This is a genomic window from Bacillus sp. 7884-1, from assembly GCF_002272245.1.
Taxonomy (GTDB): Bacteria; Bacillota; Bacilli; order Bacillales; family Cytobacillaceae; genus Neobacillus.
In genome coordinates this window covers 14,334-29,991 of sequence record NZ_NPDD01000240.1, presented here as the reverse complement: position 1 = coordinate 29,991, position 15,658 = coordinate 14,334, and the positions used below count along the sequence as shown (strand labels likewise).

Here is a 15,658-nt window from a genome sequence, read left to right as displayed (position 1 = left end):
CATTTATGTTGGATTTTAATAAATTACAACTGGATCGTATTGGCTGGGATTATTATAAATGGATGCCATCACATTTGGAGGGACGTTGACACAGCCAGCAGAACCTGCCGTATTATAGGCATCACTTGCCCAATTTGTCCGCCAGCTGGCATCGTGGAACCCTTGGCCATCATTCGTAAAGGGAGCCCAGTAATTTACCGGAACGGCATAACTTCCTTTACCAACTGCAGTGCCTCTGAGGACGGAAGGTGACTTTTTATAAAGGATATACCAAACACCCGGATGTGTATCTTCTCCGGTGCTGCGTTTCCCTGTGACTACATGGGTTGTGACAGCCAATTGTCCATTTTTGTAAATCCAAATCCGCTGTTCCGCAAAGCTTGCCGGTATGCTTGAGCAGGTGGAAAAAACGATTCACGATTCTCCTGATCGAACGAAGTCCGCTATGAATAATTTTATGTACACAGTGGGAATTTCATATTTGCCACTCCATGATAAAGCCGTTGAAACGGCTAAGGCAGTAGGCCCTGTAGAAATGAAGCAGGGCAAGAAAAAAAGCACCATCCTGCTTGCGTCAGAAAATATTCAAAAGGAATTAGATAGAGGAAAGCTTGGTTTCAAACGCAAATATGTAAGGTGCTAGCATAGCTTGTAGTGTAACAACACTAACGGGAACAAGAGCTCAATACAGTTACCTTTAGTCTATGGCAATAGAGGAAACAGTAATTCATAATACCCATTTCTGATATCTATTGTAAAAGTTTTCAAAAAGTTGTTGATTTTTTAAAGAAACCATACTATGATGTTAAAAAAGTAATCCAATAAACTTAATCGGAATTAAATATAACAAATTAAGTGGTGCGAGCAAAAAGAATAAGTGACTTCTGTCCGACTGGTAAACCAGAGGCTCAGAGGACCAACGTTTAGTCGTTGGCCTTTGAGCCTTTTTTTATTAAAAAGGATACAGCATTTCTCATAATGGGGGTGTGAATAACATTAATAGGTTTAAAAATGTTGAAATGGAGTGAAATAAATGACAGCAGCGAATGAAAAAATTAGGTTCGAGCATGTAACAAAAACCTTTACGGTTCGAGATTCGGGACAAAAGGGCGCCACAAGAGACTTTACAGCGGTAAAGGAGATAGAGTTTACCGTAAAAGAAGGAGAGTTTATCACATTAGTAGGACCAAGCGGTTGTGGAAAGTCAACGTTACTTGACTTACTAGGCGGGCTGACAACACCAACAAGCGGGCGCATCTTAATAGATGGGAAAAGAATTACAGGTCCAGGGCTCGACCGTGGTATTGTCTTTCAGCAGTATGCTTTGTTTCCATGGAAGACGGCCCGCGGCAATATTGAATTTGGTCTAGAAGCAAAGGGTATACCGAAACATGAATGGAAGGAGCAGGCAGACCATTTTCTTTCTTTAGTGGGTCTGAGCAATTTTGGAGACCGTTATCCGCATGAACTCTCAGGCGGAATGAAACAACGTGTAGCAATTGCTAGAAGTCTAGCATTTAACCCAGATGTCTTATTAATGGATGAACCATTTGCTGCACTGGATGCACAAACAAGGGAATCTCTGCAAAGTGAGCTTCTACGCATTTGGGAGAAAACAAAAAAAACGATTATCTTTATCACTCACGGGATCGATGAGGCAGTTTATTTGGGAGAGCGGGTAGTCGTGTTAACACCAGGTCCTGGTACGGTAAAGGAGATTGTAGATATCCCGCTAAAATCAAGATTAGAAGATGCTGATATCCGCTCCCATCCTGACTTTGGAAAATTACGCCATCAAGTTTGGAGTTCATTGCATGAAGCCGAATACCAAGGTATGAACATTTAAACCAATAGAGAGGGGTTCTTTCAAATCGAAACGATAAAATTAATTCCAACCACCATGCAGCCAAGTAAACCAAAACTCTTTGTGTTATCAAGCTTGGGAAAGATTTTCAAACAGTCCATTGTTTTAGTTGCCTTATTTTTAGTTTGGGAAATAGCACCTAGAATTGGCTTAGTGGACCAAGCATTCTTTCCGACTTTTTCTAGTGTATTAATTTCTTGGTGGAACTTAATCATTACAGGTGAGCTTTTCGCACATTTTGCTGCGAGTATTACACGGTCATTTACTGGCTTTGCACTAGCAGTAATCATTACCATCCCGTTAGGATTAGTGATTGGCTGGTATCCATTAGCAAGAGAATTATTAAATCCAGTGTTAGAGTTGTTTCGAAATACAGCAGCACTAGCCTTGTTGCCCGTATTTATGCTGCTAATGGGAATTGGTGAAACGTCAAAAATTGCCATCGTAATATTTGCCTGCACATGGCCAATTCTTTTGAATACCATTGCTGCAGTAGGAAGTGTAGATCCCTTATTGATTAAATCAGCACGTTCTATGAATATTTCTTCGTTTAAGCTTTTTCTCAAAGTGATTTTACCAGCATCCGTGCCAATGATTTTTACTGGGATTCGTATGGCAGGTACAGCGGCAATTTTAGTGTTAATTGCAGCAGAAATGGTAGGGGCTAAAGAAGGTTTAGGATATTTAATTACGTATTCACAATACAACTTTCAAATCCCCGAAATGTATGCAGGAATTTTAACGATTGCTTTGCTGGGCTTACTGATCAATCAAGGATTAAGTTTGCTCGAACGCAAATTTTCAAAATGGAAGCAACAAGTAAATGGATGAAATAAGTTAGATTAATAGAAAAGGAGAAACGATGATGAAAAAATTAGTCATGCCGATTTTTATAGTGGTTGTTTTAAGCATAATTTTATCAGGGTGTTCAAGTAATAAATCAGCTGCTAAAGAAGAAGAGGATAAGGTTCTACAATATCAAGGTTCACCGGGTGTTGTAAGCTACCCTGAACTGGCAGAGGATTTGGGCTATTTAGGTGACTTGAAGCTAGAGTATATCGGTGATAGTACAGGCGGGCCAGAAAGTATCCAATTAACAGCGACAAAGCAAATTGATTTTGGTGCAGCATTTAATGGAGCGATTATTAAATCGTATGCACAAAACGTAAAATTAAAATCAGTCGTTGGTTATTATGGCAGTGATGAAAATACGTACATGGGAGCCTATGTGCTGGAGGGTAGTCCGATAAAATCTGCTAAAGATTTAATTGGTAAAAAAATTGGCGTCAATATTTTAGGTGCTCATGCTGAATTTGCGGTTAAAGACTATTTGCGTAAGGGCGGTTTAACGGAAAAGGAAATTGAACAAGTGACCTTAGTAACAATACCGATGTCAAATGGAGAACAGGCGCTGCGAAATCAACAGCTAGATGCGGTTGTACTTGGCGGTACATCCAGTATTGCAAGAGACCGGGCTTTAGAAAGAGGTGGAATAGTAGAATTATTTAGTGATATTGAAGTGTTCGGCTCAGAATTTACGGCAGGTGATTTGTTTTTTTCAGAACAATATATCAAGGATAATCCGAATACCGTAAAGCAAGTGGTTGAAGGAGTTGCAAAGGCAATAGAATGGGCCCAGACAACACCTAGGGAAGAAGTGATTTCACGCTTTGAGGATATTATCGATAAACGTGGGCGCAAGGAAACAAAAGATAATTTAAAGTATTGGAAGAGTACAGGAATTGCAGAAAAAGGTGGTGTCATAACATCATCGGAATTTGAAGTTTGGATAGAATGGCTTGTGAAAAATGATGAATTAAAAGAAGGTCAAGTGAAGGCTGAGGATTTATATACAAATGAATTTAACCCTTTTGCTCAATAATTTATTGTAATTAAATCCGACTAAACTAATAGGATAAATAGGAGTGGTTGTTATTATGAGAAATAAACAAATGAAATTAGGAGCATTTTTCCATTTGCCAGGGCATCATGTAGCAAGCTGGCGTTATCCTACTTCAGGGGCACACCGTGTCTTAGATTTGGAATTTTTAACGGAATTAGCCCAAAGTGCTGAGCGTGCAAAATTCGATATGGTATTTTTTGCGGATGTATTTGGTCAAAAGCTTTCTGAAGGCGGGCATTCAGCCATGTTGAAGCTGGACCCTATAGTCATTATTTCTGCATTGGCGGCGGTTACGAAAAAAATCGGTTTAACGGCTACATTGACAACAACGTACAACGAACCGTTCCATGTAGCACGTAAATTTGCTGCCATTGATCATCTGTCGAAGGGCCGGGCAGCTTGGAACGTAGTGACATCGGCAAATGATGGTGAATCACTTCTATTTGGCAAAGAAAAACATTTACATCATGCTTCCCGATATGAACGTGCAGAGGAATTTGTGGATGTTGTTAAAAAGCTATTTTTTTCAATTGAAGAGGATGCGCTTGTGATAGATAAGGAAAATGGAAAATTATTAGATTTGAAGAAGGTACATCATGTCGATCATGAGGGGAAATGGTTTAAGGTGAAAGGAACGCTTGATGCTCCATCGACCCCGCAAGGACATCCAGTGATCGTGCAAGCTGGTTCATCTGAAGCTGGAAAGGAACTTGCAGCGAAAACGGCGGAAGTTATTTTTACCGCGTGGCAAACACTAGAAGAGGCACAAGCATTTTATCGTGATGTTAAGGGGCGTCTATCTAAATATGGGCGCAAGCCGGAAGACTTAAAAATAATGCCTGGTGTGTTCATTACAGTGGCAAAAACGGAGGAAGAGGCTCGTGATAAGCAGCGATTGTTAAATAGCTATATTTCTCCTGAAGTAGGTTTGGCTTATCTATCAAATTTCACAAATATTGATTTGACTGGGTATGATGTGGATGGTCCATTGCCAGAGTTTAGTGGAATTGAGGATAAAACGAATCCGCTCATTCGCTCTAACATCATTCGTGATATTGCTAAACGGGAAAACTTACAGACATTACGAGAGATTTATGAACGTATTGCGGGGGCTCGTGGTCACCGAGAAATCGTTGGAACACCTATACAGATTGCAGATCAATTAGAAGCGTGGTTTTTAAACGAAGGAGCAGATGGTTTTAACATTATGCCTCCTACTTTTCCTGATGGTTTTAATGATATTGTTGAACTCGTGATTCCAGAATTACAGCGTCGAGGCTTATTCCGAACGGAGTATGAGAGCGATACGCTGCGAGGAAACCTAGGGCTTTCAAAGCCCGCAAACCCAGCCATTCATTCGTCACATCCAGTAAGGCTATAAAAGGAGAGAATGTAAATGAATAAAGCCGTAATTATAAATGGAGGCAATACTAGGAATTCACGATTAACAGCCATACAACAAAGGGTGGAAGGATTTTTCAAGAATGAAGCAATCGCCTTTCAATCCATTTACGTACATGAACTTCCTGCGGAGGATTTGATCACTGCAAATTTTAAAAGTGAGGCTATTAAGCAAGTAAATCAACAAGTAGAAGAATCACAAATAGTGGTCATTTTAACACCTATTTATAAAGCATCTTATACGGGTATTCTAAAAACCTATTTAGACTTACTGCCTCAAAAAGCATTGGAGGGAAAGATCGTAGTACCTTTGGCAGTGGGTGGTTCGGCTTTTCATCTATTAGCGATTGAATATGCATTAAAGCCAGTTCTATCCGTACTAGGCGCAACTGAAATTCTAAATACGGTTTATATTATCGATAAACAAATTGAACGTTTAGCAACAGATGGTTTCCAAATCGATGAGGAAGCGGAACAACGCTTAACAACAGAATTGCAACAACTACTCTCTAAGTAATGAATTGAACTAGGAACCGTTCGTTATGGGAAGTATGCTGTATTAAATGGCTGTCATAATAGCGACACATTAAATTCCTTGGATTTTATATCCAGAGTGATTTAATGTGTCTTTTTTTTCAGGGGATTGGTGCAAATAAAATCCACACACAATACATATTCAATAGTTAGGATCATAATTAGTCACTGTTTGTTTTGACCTAGGAAAATCATTATAGAAGGAATACGGTTTTCTAGAGAGGAATAATCATTAAATAGATAGATAAGGATTTCACTAAAGGGGGAGATTTTTTGAAAAATTATTTATTAATGATAGGAAATTACTTGCTTTATTTGGCAGTGATGATTGTGGTCATCCTCATCTACAATACTATTGTGAACCCAATCTTAGGTTGGGGACAATTCGGAACAGGCGAGAACATTGCAGTACAGATGTTTCTTGTGTTGGTAGCAACCATTGGACTTTCCGCATTCGTGTATAAGATAAAATACAGAGTTCTGAAACAAACACCTGAAAGTTTTTGGGGGATTTTGGGGTTCTCGAAAATTTGGTTGGGCAGTTTGATTTACATGATTATCATCGGATTGGCGTTTACCCTTCTAAATGCTGCAGTAATGAAATTGTTACTCCTTCATAACATACCTTCTCTAAATGACTTTACCGAAAGCTATTATAACTCTGTTTCGTTTACCACTTTAATTGTTTCCTCAGTGATAACCACGGCCCTTGAATTGATTGTATTTATAGGCATCATGTTTAACGAAGCAAGAAAAAATGTACCGGTTTTTTGGCCAATTTTAGGTATCGCCCTCATTATAGCAGTGATACAGGCGCCAGGCGGAATATGGATGCAACTTTTAGGGGTTGCTTTAGGTTTCGTATATGGCTTTATTTATGTAAAATCTTCATCTATATGGTCAGTTATTACAATCGGTGTTGCCTTTAACGTGAGTCTATTCAGTATGAAAAAAATCGGCTGGCTGGATTCTATGGAGAATATTTCGGAAATCAGCCTAATTATACTTGCAGTCGTTATGGCAATCTTTCTCCTTGTTAGCACTGTTTGGTATTGGAGAAAACCAAAGTAAATAACCAGGAAAATAATTTATTGTTGTTATTGCGACGAATATTAAATGATCGGAATCGCCATATTAGCTAAAAAAATACGGTTGCCTACAATGGGTTAGGCAACCGTATTTTTTTGTTTTCATGTAATGTAAAAACGTTCACCAATTATCCATCAATCTTTTCCCACGTAATAGTAAAAGCTAGTTTCCATAGTGTCCCCAGATAGAGAATGGCAACCACTAAATAAAGGTAGATTCCATATGAGAACAATGTGGTGGCATAATGCAACCCGGCAAATAAGGCAACAAACAGCATTAATCCAATAAAGATAGCAATGTTGCTGTTTTGATTGTATTCATCAAAAGACTCTGAAAAGGGAATGGATTTTTTTAGAATCATAAAACAAATGACAGCAAACGTGCAGGCGTTTAAAAATACGATTACAAGGTCCGGCAGAATTCTCAACCCAAATAGTGCAAGAAATATGACACTAAGAAACATGTAAACTGGCAAATACAGATTGAAAATAAACGCCTTTATCGTACCACTAAACATCGGTTTTAGCTGTTTAATTGGTGCAACTCTATAAATCCACGCACCTTTATATTTTCCCGAAAATTTCAAAAGTACCAAGATTGTCGGGATGATGATTAAGCTAAAGTATACAGTTAAAAAGGAATTGCTTGTGGATAGCTGATTAAAATCAGTATTAAAGCCATTCATGATAAAAATAAGCGGAATCACGGCGGAAAATCCTAAAGATGGGTAGACCTTCAATTTAAAATCTCGTTCATTTTTCATCATGGTACTGGCAAAACGGAAGAAGGCTCTTTCCTCATCTGAGCGACAAATGATTTGCAGAAGGAATCTGCCCAACTTTCCACTTCGCTTTTCTTTTGCCTTTCCGTGGTAAGAAAGCTTTTGAAGGTTTTGCTCGAATGCGGGATTGAGCTTGATATAAATCCATATCGATAAAAGAGGCATCAGAATCCCTAACAAGGTGAATAAAAGGTGAAACAAATGCGCGTTACCATTCATGATTACTTCCATCATCGCGCCATACCACATCGGAAAGATGAATACCTGCCACCATTGCGGTTCGAGTGAAATGCTCAAGTCAATAAACTCAAAGGAGCGCACAAGTAGTTGATACCCCACCATGATTCCAAGTGATAATATGATTTGGACATAGTTAATAATATCTTTTAATTTTTCCCCATCAAAGTAGCGTAAAATAAACAAATATATAAGTGCGGTTAACACCACAATAAACAGGTCTATTAGGATTATAGAAAGTACTGTAGTTAGGAAAAACAAGAAACCATGTTTGATAAGTCCAACAATCATAGGGATGCCGGCCAGTGCAATGGTTAGGAAAGACAAATAAATAAGTATATGTATTATTTTCGTCATGCTAATGGTTCTTTTATCAACCGGCTTTGGAAACAGAATGTTTCGATCTCGGATGTCTAGTAAAACAGAAGAAAAATCAGAAATCATAGAAGTCATAATAAAAAAGGTAAAAATCCCATAAAAGAGACTCGTTTGAAACAGGTAATTTTCACCCATAAGGATAAACGGAATCATGAAAAGGCCGAATAACACGTAGATCCATAAGGATTTGATATACTGATTGTTTGTATCCTTTTCTTTCTTTTTTGCATTTTGTGAGAATATGGTTGGCACTCGGCGCCCATCCATCGTTAACTTTACTTGTAAAATTCTTCTCATAATCTTGTAATCTATTCCAAAACGGCGGAATAACTTCTCGAACACATCCAATAGCTTCAGAGTGCGATAGTCCTGCATTCTCACATCTCCTCCACAATCGATACAAATCTTGCACCAAGTTCTTTATGCTGACTAAACCCTGTCAGCTGGTTGAAAATCTGTTCAAGTGAGCCTTCGGCATTTTGGTGTTTTAACTCTTCAAAGGTACCGTCTGCAGCAATTTTTCCGTCATGAAGAAGGATAATGCGGCTGCTTATTTTTTCGACCACATCCATAATGTGGGAAGAGTAGAAAATGGTTTTTCCCTGTTTAGCAAGTTGAGTCATGATTTCTTTGAAAATCATCACACTGTTTGCGTCCAGACCATTAATGGGCTCATCAAAAAACAAAAGCTCTGGATTATGTAATAAGCTCGAGATAATTAACAGCTTTTGACGCATGCCTTTAGAGTACGAAGCAATTCGAGAATGATAGACTTCCCCGACCCCAAATAGGTCCATTAAGCATTTTGCCTTATAGTCCGCAAGCTCAAATTCAAGGCCATATAATTCGCCAACAAAGGTTAAATATTCATGGCCGGTTAAATTGTCGTATACTTCTGCGATTTCCGGCACATAACCGATGTTTCTTTTATAATCAATATTCCCATCTGAAATATCTTGACCGAAGATTTTAATCTCACCAGAATAGTCATCTTCAATGCCAAGCATGATTTTAACGGTGGTGCTTTTTCCTGCTCCATTGGGACCTATATAACCAATGACTTCTCCTCGTTTTACTTGAAGAGACACACCATTTAAGACACCCTTTGGGCCATAATTTTTCTTTAAATCCTTAATGGTAAGGATAAATTCTTCCATTGATTGAATCCCCATTTCTGGATTATTTCCATATTAATCCTTTTTCTATAGTGTAACATATAAAAAATCAATGAAACTATTATCTAAATGAAATTTCATTTGCCTACAAAAAAATAGTAGTTTAGTACTTGATTAAAAAGTAATAAAAAACCGATTAGGTTAACCTTTTTAAAGGTTTTACTGATCGGTTTATTTTTTTAGGTAGTGGAAATCTCTATTTTATCGGTTTTATGAATTTCTTCCGTTCCCGCATCTAATGCAGTCTTGTAATAGATGCATTTATGCTCGATGACTTCCATTTGTTTTTTTAATTCTTCAATCTGTGCTTCTACAATAGCTTTTCGATCGATAAACATGTCGTATCTTTGTTGCAACGTAGAATCCCCATCAGAACACCAATCAATGAAATTTTTAATTTCCTTAATGGGCATCGCTGTGGATTTCAGACATTCAATGATTTTTAAAGCGTCGATATCGGATTCTTTAAACCGCCGTGTCCCGTTGTGTGTACGTTCTACAAAAGGCATTAGTCCCTCTTTATCGTAGTAACGCAAGGTATATACGGTAAGATTCAATTCTTTTGCAACTTCGCTAATTGTGTATGTCTTCATTATATTTATCTCCAATTCTTATTAATATAGACTTCGAGTTAACTCTATGGATGATGGGAATTTATCATGTTGTATGTAAAATGTCAAATGGTAGATTAACATAGAAGGAAATGTAGAATAAAAATATAATATTTTTTAAAATAAGGTATTGACCTAGAGTTAACTCGAAGGATTAATATTGGTTTGCAAGAGAAAAAAATAGGGTAGCAATGAAATAGAGGGTAATTGATCCCGTACAAGCGATTCTCTTAAAAAAATACAAATTTCTTGGAGGTTTTATTCATGATAACTGCTAAAGCAAGAGCTGTGGACGGTCCAGACAAACACTTTCGAGCTGCTGAAATTAAACGACGCGATCTTGATTTGCATGATATTCTAATTGAAATTAAATATGCAGGCATATGCCATTCTGATATCCATACTGCTCATGGCGAGTGGGGTCCAGTCAACTATCCACTCGTGCCAGGACATGAGATTGCCGGAATTGTCAGCGAGGTAGGTACAGAGGTCACAAAGTACAAAGTCGGTGACCGCGTAGGGGTCGGATGTATGGTTGACTCCTGTGGAGAATGTGAGAATTGCCGTAAAGGAGAAGAACAATACTGTCTCAAAGGAAATGTTCCTACCTACGCGGGTGTTGACAAATACGGCGAGCCTACTCAAGGTGGATATTCAACACACATAGTCGTTACTGAGGACTTTGTAGTCAGAATTCCTGATAGCATTGAGCTTGACGCCGCAGCACCATTACTTTGCGCAGGAATTACGACCTATTCACCATTAAATCATTGGGGTGCGGGTCCAGGTAAGAAAGTCGCGGTTGTTGGTATGGGTGGACTTGGTCATATGGCTGTCCAAATTGCACATGCCATGGGTGCCGAGGTTACTGTTCTGTCACAAACATTGAAGAAAAAGGAAGATGGTTTGCAATTAGGAGCAGACAATTACTATGCAACAAGCGATCCAAAGACGTTTAAGAAACTCGCGGGTTCGTTCGACCTCATCATAAATACAGTAAGCGCTAAGATCGATATTAGTGCCTACCTTTCGCTGCTGGCGCTGGATGGTACAATGGTCAACGTTGGTGCACCAGCCGAGCCGTTGTCAGTTAACGTATTCTCACTTATCGGTCATCGCCGTTCATTTGCAGGCTCAATGATTGGAGGCATCCGTGAAACTCAGGAAATGTTGAACTTCTGTGCAGAACACAACATTGCTCCTAAGATTGAAGTCATTTCAGCTGACCAAATTGACGAAGCTTACCAACGAGTATTAGCTTCAGATGTGAAGTATCGATTCGTGATTGACACCAGCACTATGTAAGTTGCGTATATGATAAATTCAAATGGTAAATCCGAGGATGATCAAAAGGCCTAGCTTTTTGATCATCCTTTTTGGATTCTTTATCCAGAGCTATTTAATGTGTCTTTTATTATCTCTAGAATTATCAATAAACACGAGCGAATTATATCGTGGATCCTCACTCTAAATATCTTGGGCAGAAAGATTTGAAAGCTCCTTTTATGTTAAAGAAATGAAACTAAAACGGTTTTGATTCATAACACTGATTAGAAGAAAATAAAATAAACTGGGGGTTTATAGTTTGGGATTTATTTTCTACCTAACCATCATTATAGGCTTTTCTCTTCTATATTACGGATATGTTAAGAAAAAAGATATTGAACTTAAAATGAAAGAAATAGAATTAGAGGAAAAAAAGATAGAGCTGGAGATGAAAAAATTAGATCAAGATATAACGAATAACCTCCTATGAGGAAATGCTGCATAACCAAGTACGATAGCTGATCTTTCTCTGATCAGCTATCGTACTATTGTTTTTGGTTTTTACTAAGTTAATAGTTGATTCCCAGCTCCACGATATTTCTGGACCTTTATTTTGGTATCATGTTAAGTTTTGTCAAAATAAATGAAACTAGCCAACATTAATATTGGCTTTTTTGTGCTTATTTAAGCGTAATGCATTTTCTTTTTCACGGAATGGGCAGTATACTTCAATAATAGAGAAATAAAGGAGGAATAAATATGTCAAAAACAAATCAAAAAATTGTTCCGCATTTATGGTATGACAAGGAGGCAAAAGAAGCAGCTGAGTTTTACTCTTCCATATTCCCGGATTCGAAAATTACGGATGTAAGAACGATCCATGACACACCATCAGGCGACTCCAATATCGTCTCTTTTGAGCTTTGGGGGCAAAAGTTCATGGCAATCAGCGCAGGGCCTTATTTCAAGATCAATCCATCGGTGTCCTTAATCGTTAATTTTGACCCATCACGAGAAAAGGATGCAAGTGAAAAAATAAATGAGGTTTGGAACAAATTGTCCGAAGGTGGTACTGCGTTAATGCCACTTGATAAGTATCCGTTTAGCGAGAAGTACGGCTGGATTCAGGATAAATATGGATTGTCCTGGCAGTTAATGCTTACTAATCCAGCAGGTGAAGACCGACCTGAAATTGTGCCGTCACTTTTGTTTGTCGGAGATCAATGCGGCAATGCAGAAGAGGCAATTAATTTTTATTTATCAGTTTTTAAGAACGGAAAGCAGGGTCATATCGCACACTACCCTAATGGCATGGAACCTGATAAAGAAGGAACCATCATGTTCGCTGATTTTAGCTTAGAAAATCAGTGGTTCGCAGCCATGGATAGCGCGCATAAGCATGAATTCAATTTTAACGAGGCTATCTCATTTATGGTGTATTGTGACACACAAGAAGAGATTGATTACTACTGGGATAGGCTCTCTGCAGTTCCTGAAGCCGAGCAATGCGGCTGGTTGAAAGATCAGTATGGCATATCATGGCAGATTGTGCCAAGTGAGATGGACGAGATGATGAATAAGGGCACACCTGAGCAACTTGAGCGCGTAACGAAAGCATTTCTTAAAATGAAGAAATTTGATCTTGTGGAATTACAGAATGCATACAAGGGATAATGAGAAATACAGAATAGAATATAAGAATTTTATGCGGAAGTAGAAAAAAAGATAGCCCTTAGAAAGCCTGTTTGTGGGGCTTCTTAGGGCATCTGATAGTCTTTTGAATCTATATTATTTCTTTTAATTCAAATGTTAATTTCCAGCCCCACGATATTTCTTCACTCCAGCATTCCACAGAAGAATCGCAATTCCTAGGAAAAGGATTCCCATAACGGGTGTAAAAAAGGCGTAGCCATACCATTCTTCACGATTTAAAAAGTAGGAAGCGGGATACACACCGACAAAGGCAAAAGGTAAAATCCACGTTAACACAAATTGAATCACCTTGTTGTAAATGTTAATAGGGTAGCGTCCGTAATTGCTGATGTTATACATCATTGGCATAATATCGGTACGGCTGTCAGACCAAAATCCAATCGTTGCAATCGAAATAAAGATCCCTGCATAAATAAATGCTCCGCCAATTACCATGACAATAAAGAGCAAAACATCATACCATGCAAAGGTTAAGTCTAGGTTTATAATGGCATAACCCATAACCAATAAGCCTGTAATGGCACCGAATAAAGATTCGAGCTCGATTCGTTCCAAGATAATTTGGAAAAGGCTGTGAACGGGGCGTGTCAAAATACGGTCCATTTCTCCTTTGACAATATAGCGTTCATTAAAGTCCCAAATGTTAAAAAAGGACGAAAATATCGCATAAGGAACTAGGAAAAATCCATAAATAAAAATGATTTCATCTCGGTTCCAGCCGCCTAAAAAGGCTGTATGACGAAATACGATTAAGATGAAAATCAAATTGACACCTTGAGATAATAGGTCAGAAAGGATTTCAATAATCGTATCAATACGATAAGTGAACCTGGTTTTTAAATATTGAGAGGCATATTGAAAGAACAATGATAGATAAAACATTGGCTCAGCCTCCTTGTACAATTAAATGTTTTTTTGCTAATGACCATAAAAGCCGGATTGGAATAAGTAAGATGACAACCCAGAATACTTGTGTAAGCAAAGCGTTATAAATCTCCTGACCAACAAAGCCTTCTGTAAAAATCATACTTGGAACATAGCTGATTGCTTGAAAGGGCAAATAGGACATTAATTCCTGAGCCCATGCTGGATAAAAGGAAATAGGGAGGAGTAAACCTGAGAACAAATCGATCACGACACGTTTTGCTCGAATCAACCCTGTGTTATTAAATAAAAAGAATGTCATCATACCGGTTAATAAGTTGATATACGTATTAACAATAAAACTAAAAACAAGTGAGATAAAGAAAAATAGCCACGTTGTCAAGCTAGCATCGAAGCGGACTGGAAAAATTAATGCTACGATAATCATACCTGGGACTGAGAAAAACAATAAGCGAAAGACTCCTTCCCCAAGTGCCTGCATGGTTTTCATCCCTAAATAATTATACGGGCGAATCATTTCAATGGCGACTTTGCCGTCTTTGATTTCCGCAGCAATTTCACGATCAATATTGTTATAATAAAACGCTCGTGCCATCCAGGCGACTGCCACATAGGTGGTCATTTGAGCGACGGACAATCCTTGAATCTCTTCTTTCCCACCATAAATCGCAAACCATAAAAAATAGTAGGCTCCAATATTGATACTATAGATTAAAATCCCACTATAATAGTTTGTCCGGTAGGCGAGCATCATTAAAAACCGAACCCGGATCATTTCTAAATACATACTCATGTGAGGGCCATTCCTTCTTCATAGATCTTCCGGACAATCTCTTCCGTAGAAACTTCATTGATTCGGACATTTTTAATCGGATTCCTTTGCACGACATCACTAATTAATTGAGAGACCATTTGTTCATCCCCATTGATATACCCAAGCCACGTGGTCGCATCTTTTTGTTCCCATTGAATATTTTCGACACGAGGAAGGCTGCTGCGAGGGACCTCTGACAAAAATTCAAATTCAATTTGTTTTCCCTCTACTGCATGTGCTTGAAGCTGATTCAGCTTACCGTCATAGATGATTTTTCCTTCATCTAATAACACCACTCGCTCACAAAGGGCTTCAATATCCGTTAAGTCATGTGTGGTCAAGAGTATGGTGGTTTTATATTGCTCGTTAATTTCTTGTAGAAACTTACGTATTTTTAACTTCACCAACACATCTAGCCCAATCGTTGGTTCGTCCAAAAAGAGGAGAGGAGGATTGTGTACGAGAGCGGCTGCTAATTCACAGCGCATCCTTTGTCCAAGAGACAGCTTTCGTACCGGTTTATCTAGTAAAGGACCGATTTCTAGGGTTTCAATCACATGGCCCATATGATGGTTATAGTCCTCATCCGAAACACGGTATACTTTTTTCAATAACCGGAAAGATTCTTGAACCGCGATATCCCACCATAGCTGTGACCGCTGACCGAATACCACGCCAATGGTACGCACGAATTCTTCCCGCTGCTTATGGGGATTCATCCCATTTACGATAATGGAACCAGATGTGGGGGTCAATATGCCGGTTAACATCTTAATCGTCGTTGATTTACCAGCACCGTTCTCTCCAATATAGCCAACCATTTCCCCTTGTTTAACGGTTAAGGAAATATTATCAACGGCCGCATGGATTTTATAATTTCTCGTAAATAAATCCCGAAAAGCTCCAGCCAAACCGGGCCGGCTTGTATAGGAATTAAATTCTTTCCGTAAATTTTGTACCTCAATGACATTCATTTCGTTTCCTCCTAGGAGTTTAAAAAGAAAAAC

General features: G+C 38.5%; 15 protein-coding genes and 2 pseudogenes. 10 read left to right on the top strand and 7 right to left on the bottom strand.

The window, feature by feature from the left end; genetic code table 11:
* Positions 1-15: 15 nt before the first annotated feature.
* Positions 16-381, bottom strand: a pseudogene (locus tag CHI06_RS26035) (L,D-transpeptidase); the annotation flags it as partial.
* Here CHI06_RS26035 and CHI06_RS26030 point away from each other — a divergent pair.
* The 7 genes and pseudogenes from CHI06_RS26030 to CHI06_RS26000 form a co-directional block, all read left to right on the top strand.
* Positions 374-643: pseudogene (locus tag CHI06_RS26030) on the top strand (DNA alkylation repair protein); the annotation flags it as partial. The pseudogenes CHI06_RS26035 and CHI06_RS26030 sit on opposite strands and share 8 nt — an antisense overlap.
* A 390-nt stretch (positions 644-1,033) precedes the next feature.
* Positions 1,034-1,846 (top strand): ABC transporter ATP-binding protein, encoded by an 813-nt coding sequence (locus tag CHI06_RS26025; RefSeq protein ID WP_095251556.1) that lies wholly within the window; start codon positions 1,034-1,036, stop codon positions 1,844-1,846.
* Positions 1,847-1,900: 54 nt separating this feature from the next.
* Positions 1,901-2,695: an ABC transporter permease gene (locus CHI06_RS26020; protein WP_095251555.1), complete on the top strand. Its 795-nt coding sequence runs from the start codon at positions 1,901-1,903 to the stop codon at positions 2,693-2,695.
* Between the two features lie 34 nt (positions 2,696-2,729).
* Positions 2,730-3,746: an ABC transporter substrate-binding protein gene (locus CHI06_RS26015; RefSeq protein WP_095251554.1), complete on the top strand. Its 1,017-nt coding sequence runs from the start codon at positions 2,730-2,732 to the stop codon at positions 3,744-3,746.
* A gap of 55 nt (positions 3,747-3,801) precedes the next feature.
* Positions 3,802-5,148 carry an LLM class flavin-dependent oxidoreductase gene (locus CHI06_RS26010; RefSeq protein WP_095251553.1) on the top strand — a complete coding sequence of 449 codons (1,347 nt, stop codon included), beginning with the start codon at positions 3,802-3,804 and terminating at the stop codon, positions 5,146-5,148.
* Positions 5,149-5,163: 15 nt separating this feature from the next.
* On the top strand, positions 5,164-5,685 hold the full coding sequence (gene ssuE, locus CHI06_RS26005; protein WP_095251552.1) for an NADPH-dependent FMN reductase: 522 nt from the start codon (positions 5,164-5,166) through the stop codon (positions 5,683-5,685).
* Between the two features lie 290 nt (positions 5,686-5,975).
* Complete coding sequence (locus CHI06_RS26000; RefSeq protein ID WP_095251551.1) at positions 5,976-6,773, top strand: CPBP family glutamic-type intramembrane protease; 798 nt, start codon at positions 5,976-5,978, stop codon at positions 6,771-6,773.
* Positions 6,774-6,918: 145 nt separating this feature from the next.
* Here CHI06_RS26000 and CHI06_RS25995 read toward each other — a convergent pair whose 3' ends face one another.
* From CHI06_RS25995 to CHI06_RS25985, 3 genes are all read right to left on the bottom strand, one after another.
* A complete protein-coding gene (locus CHI06_RS25995) occupies positions 6,919-8,562 on the bottom strand; it encodes a hypothetical protein (protein ID WP_095251550.1) in 1,644 nt (547 codons plus the stop codon).
* Positions 8,563-8,564: 2 nt separating this feature from the next.
* A complete protein-coding gene (locus CHI06_RS25990) occupies positions 8,565-9,344 on the bottom strand; it encodes an ABC transporter ATP-binding protein (protein WP_095251549.1) in 780 nt (259 codons plus the stop codon).
* 197 nt (positions 9,345-9,541) lie between these two features.
* Entirely contained in the window at positions 9,542-9,955 is a 414-nt protein-coding gene (locus tag CHI06_RS25985; RefSeq protein WP_095251548.1) for a MerR family transcriptional regulator, read from the bottom strand.
* Between the two features lie 282 nt (positions 9,956-10,237).
* On the opposite strand from CHI06_RS25985, the gene CHI06_RS25980 reads away from it, so the two are divergent.
* From CHI06_RS25980 to CHI06_RS25975, 3 genes are all read left to right on the top strand, one after another.
* A complete protein-coding gene (locus tag CHI06_RS25980) occupies positions 10,238-11,278 on the top strand; it encodes an NAD(P)-dependent alcohol dehydrogenase (protein WP_095251547.1) in 1,041 nt (346 codons plus the stop codon).
* A 280-nt stretch (positions 11,279-11,558) separates the two neighbouring features.
* Positions 11,559-11,729, top strand: a complete 171-nt coding sequence (locus CHI06_RS30070; protein ID WP_179292788.1) for a hypothetical protein — start codon at positions 11,559-11,561, stop codon at positions 11,727-11,729.
* A gap of 269 nt (positions 11,730-11,998) precedes the next feature.
* Positions 11,999-12,913 (top strand): VOC family protein, encoded by a 915-nt coding sequence (locus CHI06_RS25975; RefSeq protein WP_095251546.1) that lies wholly within the window; start codon positions 11,999-12,001, stop codon positions 12,911-12,913.
* A 135-nt stretch (positions 12,914-13,048) separates the two neighbouring features.
* Here the strand turns inward: CHI06_RS25975 and CHI06_RS25970 are convergent, their stop codons facing one another.
* The 3 genes from CHI06_RS25970 to CHI06_RS25960 are packed head-to-tail and all read right to left on the bottom strand — an operon-like array spanning position 13,049 to position 15,625.
* Positions 13,049-13,834, bottom strand: coding sequence for an ABC transporter permease (locus tag CHI06_RS25970; RefSeq protein ID WP_095251545.1), 786 nt, complete (start codon positions 13,832-13,834; stop codon positions 13,049-13,051).
* 4 nt (positions 13,835-13,838) lie between these two features.
* Positions 13,839-14,630, bottom strand: a complete 792-nt coding sequence (locus tag CHI06_RS25965) for an ABC transporter permease (RefSeq protein ID WP_095251544.1) — start codon at positions 14,628-14,630, stop codon at positions 13,839-13,841.
* Positions 14,627-15,625 (bottom strand): ABC transporter ATP-binding protein, encoded by a 999-nt coding sequence (locus CHI06_RS25960; protein ID WP_095251543.1) that lies wholly within the window; start codon positions 15,623-15,625, stop codon positions 14,627-14,629. The genes CHI06_RS25965 and CHI06_RS25960 overlap by 4 nt, the downstream gene beginning before the upstream one ends.
* Between the last annotated feature and the right edge of the window lie 33 nt (positions 15,626-15,658).

Bases quoted from the DNA above. Each gene is read 5' to 3' on its own strand.
- ssuE (WP_095251552.1), top strand. From the start codon at position 5,164: ATGAATAAAGCCGTAATTATAAATGGAGGCAATACTAGGAATTCACGA.
- CHI06_RS25980 (WP_095251547.1), top strand. From the start codon at position 10,238: ATGATAACTGCTAAAGCAAGAGCTGTGGACGGTCCAGACAAACACTTT.
- CHI06_RS26025 (WP_095251556.1), top strand. From the start codon at position 1,034: ATGACAGCAGCGAATGAAAAAATTAGGTTCGAGCATGTAACAAAAACC.
- CHI06_RS25995 (WP_095251550.1), bottom strand. From the start codon at position 8,562: ATGCAGGACTATCGCACTCTGAAGCTATTGGATGTGTTCGAGAAGTTA.
- CHI06_RS26010 (WP_095251553.1), top strand. From the start codon at position 3,802: ATGAGAAATAAACAAATGAAATTAGGAGCATTTTTCCATTTGCCAGGG.
- CHI06_RS26020 (WP_095251555.1), top strand. From the start codon at position 1,901: ATGCAGCCAAGTAAACCAAAACTCTTTGTGTTATCAAGCTTGGGAAAG.
- CHI06_RS25960 (WP_095251543.1), bottom strand. From the start codon at position 15,625: ATGAATGTCATTGAGGTACAAAATTTACGGAAAGAATTTAATTCCTAT.
- CHI06_RS25975 (WP_095251546.1), top strand. From the start codon at position 11,999: ATGTCAAAAACAAATCAAAAAATTGTTCCGCATTTATGGTATGACAAG.
- CHI06_RS26015 (WP_095251554.1), top strand. From the start codon at position 2,730: ATGAAAAAATTAGTCATGCCGATTTTTATAGTGGTTGTTTTAAGCATA.
- CHI06_RS25985 (WP_095251548.1), bottom strand. From the start codon at position 9,955: ATGAAGACATACACAATTAGCGAAGTTGCAAAAGAATTGAATCTTACC.
- CHI06_RS25990 (WP_095251549.1), bottom strand. From the start codon at position 9,344: ATGGAAGAATTTATCCTTACCATTAAGGATTTAAAGAAAAATTATGGC.
- CHI06_RS25970 (WP_095251545.1), bottom strand. From the start codon at position 13,834: ATGTTTTATCTATCATTGTTCTTTCAATATGCCTCTCAATATTTAAAA.
- CHI06_RS25965 (WP_095251544.1), bottom strand. From the start codon at position 14,630: ATGAGTATGTATTTAGAAATGATCCGGGTTCGGTTTTTAATGATGCTC.